The sequence below is a fragment of the Bacillus sp. z14 (2026) genome (assembly GCF_058313575.1).
This window is the reverse complement of the sequence record NZ_JBZFQK010000001.1, coordinates 1208170-1222968: the sequence shown is the minus strand read 5'-3', so window position 1 is coordinate 1222968 and position 14799 is coordinate 1208170. Positions and strand designations below refer to the sequence as shown.

Genomic DNA, 14799 nt, shown 5'->3' with positions numbered 1-14799 from the left:
ACAAATGATCCCGTCCGCTAAACTGTTCACCCCCTACTTGTAGAAATATGTTTGAGGCTGGTTGGGACTGAGATCTCGTATAACAAGCGAAGCTATAATACTACTTGGAGGAAATAGGGGTACTGGTGAATTTATCAGAGGAGGAGAAAGAATGAACCCAGTTGTGGGTATAGATATAGCCAAAGAAGAAAGTGAAGTACAGGCTTTTTTAGATAAAGGAAAGCCGTATGGAACAAGTTTTTCGATTAAGCATAATCGTGAAGAGTTGGAGAAGTTTATCTATTTCTTAGAAGAAATGAAGGAAACAACTGGGCAGATGCCTGTGGTTATATTGGAATCAACAGGACATTATCATACCCCAGTTGTTCAATGCTTAGAAGAGAATGACATACTTTATATCTTATTGAATCCAATCATTTCTCATCAAGCGAAGAAGGCCAGTTTAAGAAAGGTGAAAACTGATGCGTTTGATGCGTATCAATTATGTGTTCTCTATTATAAAGAAGAATTTGAACCTCAAAAAAGGAGAGGAATTCAACTTCTAAATATTCGGAATCTATCGAGACAACAAGAGATAATGACGAATATGTATGTGGAGGCAAAATTGCATTTCCATACGATTTTAGATCAGGTTTTCCCTGAATATAGAAAGGTTTTTGGGGATCTATTTTCGAAAGTATCTTTATCGGTATTAAAGGAATACCCTACCTCGGAGAAGGTTCTAAGGGCTAGCAAGGAAGAGCTAGAAGATAGGATACGAGAACATTGTCCCAGTCGGTCTGTACAGTGGGCCAAAGAAAAGGCAAGAAAGCTCATTCATTCAGCTTCTCAAAATCCTTTTCAGAAAGTGCGATATGAAAGCCATCTTATCAATCTTAGTATGTATATCGATATTTTATTTCACTACCAAGGACACCTTACGGATTTAGAGAGCCAAATGGTATCCCTGGCAAATGAAATAGAAGAATATAAGATTATCCAATCGATTCCTGGTATCGGTGAAAAGATTGCGGCAACAATCATTTCGGAGATAGGAGAAATTGATCGGTTTAATCACCCTAAAAAGTTAGTGGCCTTCGCTGGAGTCGATCCCAGTGTCTATTCATCTGGTAAGTTTACTGCGAACATAAATCGTATAACCAAACGAGGATCCAGTAGGCTAAGGCATAGTTTGTATTTAGCTGTTTTATGTGGGATAAGAGGCTCTAGAAATAAAAAGCTCAAAGAGTTCTATGATAGAAAACGTTCAGAAGGAAAACCTTCAAAAGTTGCCATTGTAGCTTGTATCAACAAGCTGCTTCACTGGATTTATGCTTTATTGAAAAAGAACGAGAATTTCCTAGATTTAGCTTAGGAAATGATATTTATCCAACATAAGAAAAACCTTCCAAAAAGAAACTGGAGGGTTATTTGGCATACCCAAAAACAGTATAGCATATAAAAAAATGAAATATACAGAGAGATATTGACAACCTATTAGCTGGTTTAGTGGATGAAAGATTTTGTATTAACCCTCTTGAAAGAGTTCCTTAACCATAGATAGGATGGTGATTTATAATGAGAAATTTGATTATTGGTATTATAGCTTTACTTGCACTTTATGTATTACTCTCATATTTCGCTATCAACATATGGTCCTTGAGTTATGTAGAATGGGCTACAAAATTTATTCTACCTTGGATAATCTTGTACTGGCTCATTAGATTGGTTAAAAGTATCGAAAATAAATAATGATGTCGATTATTATACTAACGGGGCAGGTTAGCTGAACAAGGAATTAACTATTGAATAAGGAATTGTTTAAGGAATATGACTATAAAAAGGGTGACGTTTATGAAAGAAGTTAATTCGGAAACAATTCATCCAACAATACGGAAACTTCTCTCCTTTGCCACCTCAGATTTTAAAGTTGACCAAGAATATGAGAACTATTTGAAAACATTAAACCGACAATTATATGGTTTTGAACTTGAAGGGGAAATTGTTGGATGTATAGGTATTGAAGTTATTAGCTTAATTGAGTGTGAAATAAAACATATTGCAGTATCTTCAGTTCAAAGAGGGAAGGGTATTGGTAGTAAAATGATTAATTATATCACTGAACGATATCCATTAATTTCTGCTGAGACGGATAATGAAGCAGTAGGTTTCTATCGTGATTTTGGTTTTGATATAACAAGTCTAGGCGAAAAATATCCAGGTGTAGAACGATTTCTATGTAAATATAAAAAGCAAGGACCTTATTGACTATCGGTAGCATTGATCAAGGAGGATTAATGCTCTTTTTTATTGAATTCCTTATTGTAGAAAGGGGCAGTTGCGGAAGAAGGATACCACTTACTTAATACCGAATTTATAAATTATATAAATAAAAATGGGGATATGGTAAGGGAGTAGGTAGAATATGAAACCGTTAGAGGGAAAAATTGCTGTTGTTACAGGAGCATCCCGTGGAGCTGGTAGGGGGATTGCCTTTCAACTAGGCAGTGCAGGTGCAACAGTGTATGTGACAGGTCGGAGTGTAAAGGGAGCTACAACCGATAATCGACCAGAAACGATTGAAGAAACTGCCGATGGTGTTACTTCACGAGGAGGTAAAGGCATCGCAGTACGATGTGATCACATTAGCGATAATGACGTTAGAAACCTGTTTGAGCAAATTGCAAGGGAACACGGGCGGATTGATATTTTAGTCAATAGTGTATTTGGTGGCTCTGAAAGTTCTCTGCCAACAGGAGATGGAAGGCATTTTTGGCAGCGACCACTAGAGCATTGGGATGCGATGATGGTTGCTGGACCGCAAGCTTATTTACTGACTACCCGATATGCTGTACCTCTGATGGCACAACATCAAAAAGGGCTTATAGTAAATATCACATTTTTTATCAAGGACGAAATTTCAGGTAATTTATATTACGATTTAGCAATGAATACAATCAATCGAATGACACTTGGAATGGCAAAGGAATTAAAGGATTTTAACGTTTCGGCCGTTGCTGTTTGCCCAGGTTGGATGAGGACGGAAAGAGTTATAGATTCAGGTTTTGGACCAGAGGATGGAACAACGGAAACAACAGCGTATGTAGGTCGTGCGGTTGTGGCGTTGGCATCAGACACCAAAGTATCTAAGTATTCTGGAGACACAATAATGGTGTCTGAACTAGCGAGAAAATATGGCTTTACTGATGTAGATGGCACACAACCTTTGCCGTTTGAAGGATAAACCTCTTTCTGTCGATGGGTGCCAGATTTGATAATGATTCATTTAAAATGGAACAGGAAGAACTAAAGTAATGTATTTAAACAAACAGTGGTGTGGTTCAGAGAGGTTTAATGCTCTTTTTGTTGAATTCCTTATTGTAGAAACGGGGCAGTTTAGCGGAATAAGACAATACTTAAAGGCGTATATATCAATAACTAATGGGTCACTATCGTTCTGAGAAGGATTGATGCCCTTTTCTGTTGTATTTCTTATGCCGCTATCGGGGTAGGTTAGTTGAATAAGAAATAGTCTTCACTTTGCTGAAACCTTTATGATTAAGAAAAGGAGAAGAATATGAAAGATTTATTAGGCTATTTTCTTATAGAACAAGCCATTATTACAGGAGTAATCGTTCATACGGTATATGCCTTTTCGGGTAATATTATGGATATCGTTTTTTATGCTGTAACACCTGATGCGGAGGTAGAGATGCGTGTTGGAGTACCTGATTTTATATGGAGTTTACTTATTATAGTAATAGGATTAGGTATATTTGTGATTGCTAAGAAGAAGTAAAATTAAAGAGTGGTGTAATTCAGAAGTAAATGGTTGAACATCTTATAGAAGTAAAGGAGCAGCATCCTGTAATATATGAAGTAAGTTCGTGAAGAAAAGTACTTAAACTAACGGGGGCTTTAGCGGAATAACAAGAAAGTCACTTCTTTTTGGAAGTGGCTTTTTCATCTAGATAAATGTAAGAGAATGGAAACGGAATCTTTAAGAATGCAGCCTATTGCTTACCAAATATCATGAACAATTATACGTAAACTATGAGGGCTTTAGTGAAACAAGGAGACAGTAAAAGTTGTCTCTCTTTTTTTTCTAATAGTAACAAGTTACGAAAAGAGATTATAAAAAAGAAAGGCAGATAGCCTAATGCAGCAACCCTGACCACAATAGGTAGGGTTGCCATGCTATCTGCTTTTATTTTTTCTTAAATAGAATGAATCCGCCAATGAGCATTAAAAGAACAGGCCAGTAGTGATTAAAGAAATCAACAAAATGAACCAAGCCCAGTATAGTTAAGATTCTCTCATGGAATATAAAGATGATAGAGACAACAAGGAATAAAATCCCCGGGCCTTTACCAACTCCTTTTTTTAGATGAAGCAATAAAAGACCCAAACTAATAAATAAAAATAGGGCTGTATGCTCAGCTGGCCAGTTTTCCAAATGGACGGCTATGTATTGGTGTAAACCGAATCCAGTGAGCAAGATTCCAGGCAGTATAAAATCAGAATGACTGCCAAACCTGCTTTCAGCAAGAAAGGCTAATCCGATAATAATACAAAGAGATCCCCATGAATAATAAGGTGACAATAGGGAAAAGTTAATTGATTTTAAAAAATAAAAAAGACCAAAGCCAATCAAAATAGTGCTTGAAAAATAACGATATTCTTTCATATGTAGTCTCCCGGTTTATTATTATTGATAATTATTCTAATCTTTGATAATGTACAATTAGTGATTTAATTTACACATAATACTGTCATAGGAACATCTTGGCAATTAAGATTTAACCTATTATACATTAATTATAGCAGGTTTTTATTTCATGAGAATTTCTCATTTACATGTTTAATTGATATAGAGTTACGATAATGTTCACAATTTGTGGAAAATTTTTCATATACACCAATGATATACTTGCAAAAGAATATGCTCAGATGGGGGTGTGACAGGGGAAATGCATATAATTGTTGTCGGTCTTAATTACAAAACTGCTCCTGTTGAAATCCGTGAAAAAGTCAGTTTTGAATTGGGACAGCTGCCGGAAGCGATGAAATCATTAAGTAAGAAAAAAAGTATCCTTGAAAATATCATTGTTTCCACCTGTAATCGGACAGAGGTTTATGCAGTAGTGGATCAGCTGCACACGGGCAGATATTATATTAAAGAATTTTTAGCAGAGTGGTTCGCGGTTGACCAAAATGAACTTTCCTCCTATTTATATGTTTATGAGCAGGACGGAGCAGTTAATCATTTATTCCAGGTTGCCTGTGGATTGAACTCCATGGTATTGGGAGAAACTCAAATACTTGGACAGGTGAAGAAAAGCTTCCAGCAGGCACAGGAAGAAAATACCGTCGGAGTATTGTTTAATAATCTGTTTAAACGGGTGATTACGCTTGCCAAAAAAGCTCACTCTGAAACGGAAATCAATAAAAATGCGGTATCAATCAGCTATGCAGCGGTTGAGCTTGGTAAAAAAATCTTTGGTTCGCTTCAGGATAAGAAAATCCTCGTAGTCGGTGCCGGGAAAATGGGCCAGCTTGCCATTGAAAATTTATATAGCAATGGTGCCAATCAAGTAACGGTAATTAACAGAACCTTGGAAAAAGCCGAAATATTGGCATCTAAATTCTCTGGACAGGCAAAAATGCTTCAGGAATTGCAATGTGCCCTGCTTGATGCAGATATATTAATCAGTTCGACTGGATCAAAGGAATATGTAATTACAAAAGAAATGATGGAAAATATCAACATTTTAAGAAAAGGCCGTCCGATTTTTATGGTTGATATTGCCGTACCGCGTGATTTAGATCCTAAACTAATGGAACTGGACAGCGTCTTTCTTTATGATATAGACGATTTAGAAGGTATCGTTCAGGCGAACCTGGCAGAAAGAAAAGAAGCAGCAGAACAAATTATGATCATGATTGAAAGTGAGCTGGTTGAATTCAATCAATGGATCAAAATGCTTGGTGTTGTTCCTGTGATTTCTGCATTGCGCGAGAAAGCATTAGATATTCAGGCAGAAACAATGGAGAGTATGCAGCGTAAATTACCAGGCCTAAGTGAAAGAGAATGGAAGGTTATTAATAAGCATACGAAGAGCATCATTAATCAGATGCTTAAAGATCCGATTCTTTATGCAAAAGATATGGCAGAAATGAAGAATCCAGAGGCTGCTTTACAGGCATTTGTCTCGATCTTCAATATTGAGGAGCTTGTAGAAGAACAGGAATTTAAGGCGGCAATGCCATTCCAATCTAAAACATCGGTCCAGCAAAATAGACCTGTCTTGAAAGTGGTGTCACAACCATATTAAGCAAGGATGGGATATATGATTGATATTAATTTAAATAGATTGCAAGAAATTACAATTATATTATATGGACTTAGTGTCTTATTCTATTTCATAGATTTTTTACAAAATAATCGGAAGGCTCATAAGGCAGCCTTCTGGTTTCTTTCGATTGTTTGGTTGATGCAAACAATTTTTTTATGTCTATATATGTTTGAAGTGGGAAGATTCCCGGTTCTTACCTTGTTTGAAGGATTATATTTTTACGTGTGGATATTGATTACCTTTTCACTCATCCTAAACCGGATAATACGGACAGATTTTTTTATGTTTTTTACAAATGTAATAGGGTTTGGTTTGATGGTCATTCATATATTCTCAACATTAGAATCCTATTCTACGGCAGAAGCGCAAACTAAGGTGTTATCTGAGCTATCCATGATTCATATTACAGTTGCCATTCTATCTTATGCAGCGTTTGCTCTTTCCTTTGTCTTTTCAATTTTGTATCTAATACAGTACGATTTATTAAAGCGAAAGAAATGGGGGAAAAGGCTGAACAGGCTGGGAGATCTGGCGAAACTGGAACAGCTGTCTTATATACTGGTAGCAATCGGTGTACCTCTGTTATTATTATCATTAATACTAGGTCTTGAATGGGCCTATATAATCGTTTCGGATATTAATTGGTATGATAGTAAAATTCTTGGCTCATTTGCCTGCCTAATTATATATGGAATCTATTTATATCTTAAAGTTAACAACCGGATTTATGGGAAATCACTCGCTTATTGGAATATTGGTTCATTCTTGTTAGTGCTAGTGAATTTCTTCTTTTTCGGCAGCATATCAGCATTTCATGTCTATTGATGGAGGGTAAATCATGAGAAAAATCATTATCGGTTCACGTAGAAGTAAATTAGCATTGACACAATCTAATTGGGTTATTGACCAGCTGAAAAATCTGGGATTACCGTTTGAATTTGAATTGAAAGAAATTGTGACAAAGGGTGACAGGATTTTAGACGTAACTCTCTCTAAGGTCGGAGGAAAAGGTCTTTTTGTAAAAGAAATCGAACAAGCCATGCTAGATGGGGAAATTGATATGGCCATTCATAGCATGAAAGACATGCCGGCAGAGCTTCCAGAAGGGTTAACGATTGGCTGTATTCCAGAGCGTGAGGATCATCGTGATGTGTTGATTTCAAAAAATAATCTAACGCTTGCAGAACTTCCGGAAGGTGCGATTGTCGGTACAAGCAGCTTAAGAAGAAGTGCTCAATTGTTGGCAAAACGTCCGGATTTAACAATCAAGTGGATTAGAGGGAATGTGGATACACGTATTCAAAAATTAAAAGATGAAGAATATGATGCAATCGTATTGGCGGCAGCAGGTCTTTCGAGATTAGGCTGGAAAAAGGATGTTGTCAGTGATTTCCTTGATGAAGATACTTGCATACCTGCAGTTGGCCAAGGGGCGCTGGCGATTGAATGCAGAGCAGACGATCATGAGCTATTGCAGGAATTAGCTAAATTAACTTGTCAGGATACAAAAGAAGCTGTTACAGCGGAGCGTGTCTTCCTCAATAAAATGGAGGGTGGCTGTCAGGTTCCAATTGCAGGTTTTGCATATAAAGACGAAAAAGGGACCTTACAATTCCAGGCACTCGTCGGAACGCCTGATGGGCGTACCATTTATCGTGAACAAATTTCAGGAGATGATCCTGAAAGCTTAGGTATAACAGCTGCCAATCGCCTAATCGAACGGGGAGCAAAGACTTTAATTGAAAAGGTTAAAGAGGAGATGGAAAGCTAAATGAAGCATTCCTTGTTTCTTTCGGGTAAAGGCGTATTGGTTACAAGAGAAGAAGCGCAGGCCGAACAATTGTGTGCCATGATTGCTGAGCATGGAGGGGTACCAATTAAGGTGCCTCTTCTTTCGTTTCAAAAGGTTGATGATGCAGATAGGCTTGAATCAGTAAAAGAAAAGCTGAGCAGGCTGGAATCTTTTGATTGGATCGTTTTCACAAGCAAGCCGGGTGTTGATCTATTTTGTGAGATGCTGAACGAAATGGAATTTGAAGGAATCTATCCTAAAATAGCAGCCATTGGTAAAAAAACGAAAGCAGCCTTGCAGGAACATGGTCTGCAGCCTACTTTTATCCCACCGAAATATGTAGCTGAATCTTTTTTGCCTGCGTTTCTGGAAGTAGTGGATACGAGCGAATCTGTGCTCATTATAAAGGGTGATTTGGCGAGAGATTATCTATTTAATGGGCTGATAGCTGCAGGTATACATACAGAGGAGTCCGTTATTTACAGCAACCGTATGCCAGAAGACAGTGAACAAGCCTTGGTGGATGTACTTACAAATAAAAAGATAGATATTCTATTATTTACGAGCCCTTCGACAGTAAATCATTTTATGAAGACCGTGAAAAAACATCATTTATTTGACTGTTTGATAGATAAAGTGACAGTTGCAATCGGACCGGTCACGAGGAAAAGAGCCGAAGAACTGGGCGTGGCTGTCACATTATGTCCGGAGCAATATACCGTAGATGAAATGATGAAAGAATTAAGGCAGTATTATTCGTAATATAGGAGGACCTTAAAATGGCCAATATTGAATTTAATCGACACAGAAGATTAAGAAGAAATGAATCTATGAGAGCGCTTGTGCGTGAAACACATTTACATGTAGAAGACTTTATTTATCCGATTTTTATTACGGAAGGTACAAATGAAAAGAACCCCGTTACTTCTATGCCAGGAATCTATCAATTTTCCATGGATCGTTTGAAAGAGGAAATGGATGAAGTGGCTTCACTTGGTATCAAATCTGTCATTCTCTTTGGAGTACCGGATGAGGAAAATAAGGATGAATGTGGGACAGGTGCTTTTCATACACATGGGATTGTCCAAAAAGGGATTCGTTTTGTAAAAGAAAACTATCCTGAAATTCTTGTTGTAGCTGATACATGTTTATGTGAATATACAAGCCACGGTCACTGCGGTATGGTTGAAAATGATGAAATCTTAAACGATGAAAGTCTGGAGCTTTTGGTTAAAACAGCTGTCAGCCAGGCGGAAGCAGGAGCGGATATTATTGCTCCTTCCAATATGATGGATGGATTTGTGGCTGCGATTCGCCAGGGTCTTGATGAATCAGGCTATCAGCACATCCCAATCATGTCCTATGCCGTTAAATATGCATCCGCATTTTATGGTCCATTCCGTGAAGCAGCAAACGGAGCACCTCAATTTGGTGATAGAAAATCCTATCAAATGGATTATGCCAACCGTATTGAAGCCTTGCGTGAAGCTGAATCAGACGTTCAGGAGGGAGCGGATTTTATCATTGTGAAGCCAGCTCTTGCTTTCCTCGATATCATTCGCGATGTGAAGAATACGGTAAATCTGCCTCTTGTAGCTTATAATGTAAGTGGAGAGTATTCCATGGTTAAAGCAGCAGGTGCAAATGGCTGGATTGACGAAAAAGCTATTGTGATGGAAATGCTAACTGGTATGAAACGTGCCGGTGTAGATTTAATCATTACTTACTTTGCAAAAGATGCAGCAAAATGGTTAAAAGAATCAAATTAATTCCATATATAAAGGAGATTGCAACATATGCGTTCATATGAAAATTCTAAGAAAGCATTCCAGGAATCCATCAATTTATTGCCGGGCGGCGTAAACAGCCCTGTCCGTGCTTTTAAATCTGTAAATATGGATCCGATTTTTATGGAAAGAGGAAAGGGTTCAAAAATCTATGATATTGATGGCAATGAATATATTGATTATGTTCTTTCCTGGGGACCGCTGATTCTTGGCCATGCAAATGACCGGGTAGTAGAGGCGATTAAAAAGGTTGCTGAAACTGGTACAAGCTTTGGTGCTCCAACTTTAATGGAAAATAAATTGGCACAGCTTGTAATTGATCGTGTCCCATCAATTGAAATGATACGGATGGTTTCCTCCGGTACAGAAGCAACCATGAGCGCACTTCGTCTGGCACGAGGATATACAGGACGGGATAAGATTCTTAAATTTGAAGGATGTTATCACGGACATGGAGATTCATTGCTTATCAAAGCTGGCTCAGGCGTTGCTACACTTGGTTTACCAGATAGCCCTGGTGTTCCAGAGGGCGTTGCGCGAAATACCATTACAGTTCCATACAATGATCTTGAGAGTGTAAAACTTGCTTTTGACCAATATGGCGAAGATATAGCAGCTATAATTGTAGAGCCAGTTGCGGGAAATATGGGAGTAGTCCCTCCACTGCCAGGCTTCTTGCAGGGATTAAGAGAAATTACTGAAAATCACGGTTCTTTATTAGTCTTTGACGAAGTTATGACCGGTTTCCGTGTTGATTATCAATGTGCGCAAGGTCATTTCGATGTTACTCCAGATTTAACTTGTCTAGGAAAAGTAATTGGCGGAGGACTTCCAGTAGGAGCATTCGGCGGTAAAAAAGAGATCATGAGCCAAATTGCGCCAAGCGGTTCCATCTATCAAGCCGGTACATTATCAGGAAATCCGATTGCGATGACAGCCGGTTATGAAACGTTAATCCAGCTTAATGAGGATACGTATAAAGAGTTTACTAAAAAAGCAGATCTCTTAGAGGCAGGGTTTAAGGAAGCAGCTGAAACCTACCAAGTACCTTTAACGTGTAATCGAGCAGGGTCTATGATTGGCTTCTTCTTTACTAATGAACAGGTTAAAGATTACGAGTCTGCAAAACAATCAGATCTTCAATTTTTTGCGAATTATTATAAAGAAATGGCGGAAAATGGTGTATTCTTGCCGCCTTCTCAGTTTGAAGGAATCTTTCTTTCAGTGGAACATAGTAATGAAGATATTCAAAAGACTATACAGGCTGCCCAAAAAGCGTTTAAAGCAATTAAACGATAAAGTGAAACAATGTCCGTTGAGGAATTACTTTCATTCCACACGGAGCATTAGTTGAACTAATCGACTTCTTACTGCTGCTTACCTTTGTTTTAGGCGAGAGTCCATGCTCCAGTTTGAATGAGATAAAGTGATTAGTAGATTCCCCCGGAGAGCATACTCAGGGGAATTTTTTTATTCTCCAGACATACGTTTAACAAAGCACATATTTTCTGTATCTGCAGCATAGGCTGATAATGGCATTTAGATGAAAAGGGCTGAAGGGAGGAAATTGGGTGTCTGAGGATCATGCATCGTCATTACGATTTTCATTAGAAGAGAGTGTGTGGTTTCAAAGGGGACAGGAAGTTGAGGAACTGTATTCCATTTCGCTTGAACCAAATGTTTCAGCTCATCAAGTAGAACAGTATGTGATTCTTAAAGGGACTCTGGATTTAATGGGGGAATATAAGGCCACTGAGGCAACAGGACAGGAAGAAGGAGCAGAAGATCCGTTTCGGCGCTATGTTTCTGTAATCGAACAAAGGGAGCATCATTTATTTGAATTCCATCAGCAATTTCCTGTAGATATAACGATTCCTGCAGAAAGAGTTCGGGAAATGGATGAGCTTAATATAGGTGTGCATACATTTGATTATAAGCTGCCAGAAAAGGGATATCTGCAAATTAGAGCAGATTTATGGATTGGTGGAGTTTACGATAATTTGCCTGAAGAGCAGACGCAAGTGACAGAGACAGAGGAACGGGAAGAGACTTCAAACTATCAAAATGGAACATCCGGGCGATTTCAGGAAGAGCATCATACTCATACATGGAATAAAATCAACGAAGATTTTGAGGAGTCAGCAGAGGAGATTACTATTCAGGCAGAAGTCCATAATGAGCAAGAGGAAGAACAGATAGAGGTGCATTTATATCGGGAAAATTCTGAGGATGAGGATCAGGAGCAGGAGGATTTGGCAGATTCGCCTGAGATTTATCTCAAGAACCCAACTTCTTATATAGAGAGTAATCATAACCAGGATGACCATTTTTATGTTGAAACTAAATTGTCACCCCGACTGCATCAACCAGCCGATTATGAAGAAACACAGCCGAATGATGAGTCAGATCATACAGACAAGGACTATAGCCCTTTTGCTTTTGAACCGGACCAATTAGTTGACAGACAAAAGCAAAAAGATGAAAACCAATCTTTTTCCATTCCATATGATAATAGATTTGATGAGGGTCCTCCGGAATTAATGGAAGTCGTTCCTTTTACTGCCGAGTATGAAAAAGAGGAAAGTTCAGAATATGAAAAAGAGGAAAGTCCTGAATATGACAGAGTACAGCCGCACCAATCTCAAGCGAATGTAGCACCAGATTTGAATAAAGCTGCAGTAGAACCGGAAACAAATGTTTCTCGCATAAGTCAACAGAAAAAAGAACAAACATCCAATCAGTATGTAGAGAAAAAGTATCAATCGTCTGATTCTAAAAGAAAGAATGGGAAGGAGAACGAAGATCAAACTGAAGGTAAGTCTAAATCTTTGTTATACGATTTATTTACAGAGGAGGAAGAATCACAACAATCAAAAGTAAGAGTCTGTATTGTCCAAAATGGAGAAAATATTGATGTTCTGGCAGATCGATATAAAACGAGCGTTCAGCATATCGCGAGAATAAACGGGATGGAATTAACATCCGATCTAAAAGCTGGTCAGGTAATTTATATTCCTGAAGCTGCTGCTTCTTATAAATAATAGGTCTAGTTAACAGCAGAGCACAGCATTATATGCTCTGCTTTTTTAATAGGAATAGTACAATGCAATTTAAATGTGAGAAACATGGCTGCATAGCTCATTAAAAAATAATGACTTATGATAGGGCAGCTGAAATAGATTTCATTGGTTTCCAAAAAGGGCACATGCAGAAAGGGTGCCAGAGGAATGTTAAGAAAAGATCAGGAGTGGATATCTGAGTTTCTAAGAAACTATCAATTGGAACTTGAATTTTACGAGGATTTTGGAAAAGTAAAAAAAGTATATACGAACAATGGTATATTTGCGATTAAAACCATCCCGGCAACCAAAGGCATTGATTTTATCAAAAATGTGCAGAACCTATATCAAAATGGATATAACCGAATTGTTCCGATTTTTCCAACAGTTGATGGCAGATATGGAGTATTAACTCATGATAAAATCAGTTACCTTATGCCTTGGCTGCCGGATGAACATATAGAGGAACGGGCAGAACGACACCAGCAGATGTTCAGGGAATTGGCAAGAATGCATACGCTATCTGGCAAGGAAATTAACATTACGAAAGAGGAACGGGAAGAGCATTATGAAAAAACAGTCAAGGAGTGGGAGGAGCAAAAGGAATTTATTCGTGAAATGGTAACAACCATCGAAAAGAAGTGGTATATGTCTCCGTTTGAGCAGTTGTTTAGTATGTGCTTTTATGACTTGTCTCAGGCTCTGACGTATTCCTTAAATAAACTGAAGGAGTGGTTTGACCTAACAAAGGAAGAAGAAAAAGTACGCAGTGTGGTGACCCATGGAAATATCTCAATTCATCATTTCTTATATAGTGAAAATGGTTATGGCCATTTTATCAATTTTGAACAGAGTAAAACCGCACCTGCCTATTTCGACTTATTGCCTTTTGTCGTTAAGCAGTTAAAAACTTATCCAATCCAGGGTGAAGAAATAGTTGAGTGGATCTATCTTTATCTGAAGTATTTTCCCTACAAGGAGGGTGAGCTGCGTTTATTCTTATCCTATTTAGCCTATCCGGCTAATTGTATCAAGGTAATAGAACAATACTCCAGAAAAAAAGGTAAACAGGATGAAATACAATTTTGCCGAAGATTCCAAAGGCAGTATTGGTTATTAAAAAACATTGAATATATTATTATGAGGATGGAACAAATAGAAGAAAGCAAAAAGGCGAAGGAAGAGAAATAAAAGATATGGCATCAACATAATAAAATGATAGGCTGTATCAAACAAAAACCAGGCAAACCTACCTGGTCTAAATGAATAGTTATAAAAGATTACAGAATATCAAAGTGGAAGGCTAAAGCAAGACCAATCAGTAATAATAGCAGAAACAAATCAAAAGTGGTCGGAAAAAAGAATGTCCGGATTCCTTGAAAAACGGCAAAGGGAATGGAGAATTGCTGTAAGACATTTCTTGTATTTCGAATCCACGGAGGCATATTGTATTGAGTTACCTTTTTTCGCATGTAAATTCCCCCTTTATGATAGAATATAAAATTACCCCTGAATGGGTGTCTGTACAGCATTATTTAAAGCGTCTAAGAATGAGAATTGACGATGACACCTTGGACATAGGCTTGAATAAAATATAGAAAAATGGGAAACAATGATTGACGAGTAGATGCATACTTATGTATGATAACAGTATTAAAAAATGATTTCCGATTATGAGAAACCAAAATAACAATGAAAAGCTTTGAATGGGAAGAGTATGTGATTAAGACTGTAAGAGAGAGGAATCCATCGGCTGTAAGATTCCTTCAGTAACCGTAATCGCAGAAGGTCGCCCGGGAGCTGTTTCCGTGAACGTCAATAGTAGC

14 protein-coding genes and 1 other annotated feature (1 of these 15 only partly in view) are annotated in these 14799 nt (G+C 37.9%); of the genes, 12 read left to right on the top strand and 2 right to left on the bottom strand.

The annotated features are described in order from the left end of the window. Positions 1 to 151: 151 nt before the first annotated feature. From AC4G3O_RS05855 to AC4G3O_RS05840, 4 genes are all read left to right on the top strand, one after another. Complete coding sequence (locus AC4G3O_RS05855; protein WP_491089503.1) at positions 152 to 1354, top strand: IS110 family RNA-guided transposase; 1203 nt, start codon at positions 152 to 154, stop codon at positions 1352 to 1354. A gap of 479 nt (positions 1355 to 1833) precedes the next feature. Beyond that, positions 1834 to 2247 (top strand): GNAT family N-acetyltransferase, encoded by a 414-nt coding sequence (locus AC4G3O_RS05850; protein ID WP_491135928.1) that lies wholly within the window; start codon positions 1834 to 1836, stop codon positions 2245 to 2247. Positions 2248 to 2404: 157 nt separating this feature from the next. Beyond that, complete coding sequence (locus AC4G3O_RS05845; RefSeq protein WP_491135927.1) at positions 2405 to 3223, top strand: SDR family NAD(P)-dependent oxidoreductase; 819 nt, start codon at positions 2405 to 2407, stop codon at positions 3221 to 3223. 333 nt (positions 3224 to 3556) lie between these two features. Beyond that, positions 3557 to 3778, top strand: a complete 222-nt coding sequence (locus AC4G3O_RS05840; protein ID WP_491135926.1) for a hypothetical protein — start codon at positions 3557 to 3559, stop codon at positions 3776 to 3778. A gap of 408 nt (positions 3779 to 4186) precedes the next feature. On the opposite strand, the gene AC4G3O_RS05835 is transcribed toward AC4G3O_RS05840, so the two are convergent. After that, on the bottom strand, positions 4187 to 4666 hold the full coding sequence (locus tag AC4G3O_RS05835; protein ID WP_066105598.1) for a hypothetical protein: 480 nt from the start codon (positions 4664 to 4666) through the stop codon (positions 4187 to 4189). 283 nt (positions 4667 to 4949) lie between these two features. Here AC4G3O_RS05835 and hemA point away from each other — a divergent pair, with 283 nt between their 5' ends. From hemA to ysxE, 8 genes are all read left to right on the top strand, one after another. Further along, the gene (gene hemA / locus AC4G3O_RS05830; RefSeq protein WP_066105594.1) at positions 4950 to 6314 is read left to right on the top strand and encodes a glutamyl-tRNA reductase; all 1365 of its coding nucleotides are present in this window, start codon (positions 4950 to 4952) and stop codon (positions 6312 to 6314) included. Between the two features lie 15 nt (positions 6315 to 6329). Beyond that, on the top strand, positions 6330 to 7160 hold the full coding sequence (locus AC4G3O_RS05825) for a cytochrome C assembly family protein (RefSeq protein ID WP_066105591.1): 831 nt from the start codon (positions 6330 to 6332) through the stop codon (positions 7158 to 7160). Positions 7161 to 7173: 13 nt separating this feature from the next. Further along, positions 7174 to 8106: a hydroxymethylbilane synthase gene (gene hemC, locus AC4G3O_RS05820; protein ID WP_066105588.1), complete on the top strand. Its 933-nt coding sequence runs from the start codon at positions 7174 to 7176 to the stop codon at positions 8104 to 8106. Next, positions 8107 to 8889 (top strand): uroporphyrinogen-III synthase, encoded by a 783-nt coding sequence (locus AC4G3O_RS05815; RefSeq protein WP_491135925.1) that lies wholly within the window; start codon positions 8107 to 8109, stop codon positions 8887 to 8889. It begins immediately after the preceding gene. A gap of 17 nt (positions 8890 to 8906) precedes the next feature. Next, positions 8907 to 9896: a porphobilinogen synthase gene (gene hemB, locus AC4G3O_RS05810; protein WP_491135924.1), complete on the top strand. Its 990-nt coding sequence runs from the start codon at positions 8907 to 8909 to the stop codon at positions 9894 to 9896. Positions 9897 to 9923: 27 nt separating this feature from the next. Continuing rightward, entirely contained in the window at positions 9924 to 11213 is a 1290-nt protein-coding gene (hemL, locus tag AC4G3O_RS05805; RefSeq protein WP_491135923.1) for a glutamate-1-semialdehyde 2,1-aminomutase, read from the top strand. A gap of 272 nt (positions 11214 to 11485) precedes the next feature. Further along, positions 11486 to 12955, top strand: a complete 1470-nt coding sequence (locus AC4G3O_RS05800) for a LysM peptidoglycan-binding domain-containing protein (protein ID WP_491135922.1) — start codon at positions 11486 to 11488, stop codon at positions 12953 to 12955. A gap of 186 nt (positions 12956 to 13141) precedes the next feature. Further along, positions 13142 to 14164, top strand: coding sequence for a spore coat protein YsxE (gene ysxE, locus AC4G3O_RS05795; protein ID WP_491135921.1), 1023 nt, complete (start codon positions 13142 to 13144; stop codon positions 14162 to 14164). A gap of 89 nt (positions 14165 to 14253) precedes the next feature. Here the strand turns inward: ysxE and AC4G3O_RS05790 are convergent, their stop codons facing one another. Then, the gene (locus AC4G3O_RS05790; protein ID WP_066105566.1) at positions 14254 to 14445 is read right to left on the bottom strand and encodes a YszA family small membrane protein; all 192 of its coding nucleotides are present in this window, start codon (positions 14443 to 14445) and stop codon (positions 14254 to 14256) included. A 221-nt stretch (positions 14446 to 14666) separates the two neighbouring features. Beyond that, positions 14667 to 14799 (top strand) — a binding site (T-box leader); it runs 102 nt beyond the window's last position.

Coding starts and splice junctions, on each gene's coding strand:
- AC4G3O_RS05855 (WP_491089503.1), top strand. CDS start 152: ATGAACCCAGTTGTGGGTATAGATATAGCCAAAGAAGAAAGTGAAGTA.
- AC4G3O_RS05850 (WP_491135928.1), top strand. CDS start 1,834: ATGAAAGAAGTTAATTCGGAAACAATTCATCCAACAATACGGAAACTT.
- AC4G3O_RS05845 (WP_491135927.1), top strand. CDS start 2,405: ATGAAACCGTTAGAGGGAAAAATTGCTGTTGTTACAGGAGCATCCCGT.
- AC4G3O_RS05840 (WP_491135926.1), top strand. CDS start 3,557: ATGAAAGATTTATTAGGCTATTTTCTTATAGAACAAGCCATTATTACA.
- AC4G3O_RS05835 (WP_066105598.1), bottom strand. CDS start 4,666: ATGAAAGAATATCGTTATTTTTCAAGCACTATTTTGATTGGCTTTGGT.
- hemA (WP_066105594.1), top strand. CDS start 4,950: ATGCATATAATTGTTGTCGGTCTTAATTACAAAACTGCTCCTGTTGAA.
- AC4G3O_RS05825 (WP_066105591.1), top strand. CDS start 6,330: ATGATTGATATTAATTTAAATAGATTGCAAGAAATTACAATTATATTA.
- hemC (WP_066105588.1), top strand. CDS start 7,174: ATGAGAAAAATCATTATCGGTTCACGTAGAAGTAAATTAGCATTGACA.
- AC4G3O_RS05815 (WP_491135925.1), top strand. CDS start 8,107: ATGAAGCATTCCTTGTTTCTTTCGGGTAAAGGCGTATTGGTTACAAGA.
- hemB (WP_491135924.1), top strand. CDS start 8,907: ATGGCCAATATTGAATTTAATCGACACAGAAGATTAAGAAGAAATGAA.
- hemL (WP_491135923.1), top strand. CDS start 9,924: ATGCGTTCATATGAAAATTCTAAGAAAGCATTCCAGGAATCCATCAAT.
- ysxE (WP_491135921.1), top strand. CDS start 13,142: ATGTTAAGAAAAGATCAGGAGTGGATATCTGAGTTTCTAAGAAACTAT.
- AC4G3O_RS05790 (WP_066105566.1), bottom strand. CDS start 14,445: ATGCGAAAAAAGGTAACTCAATACAATATGCCTCCGTGGATTCGAAAT.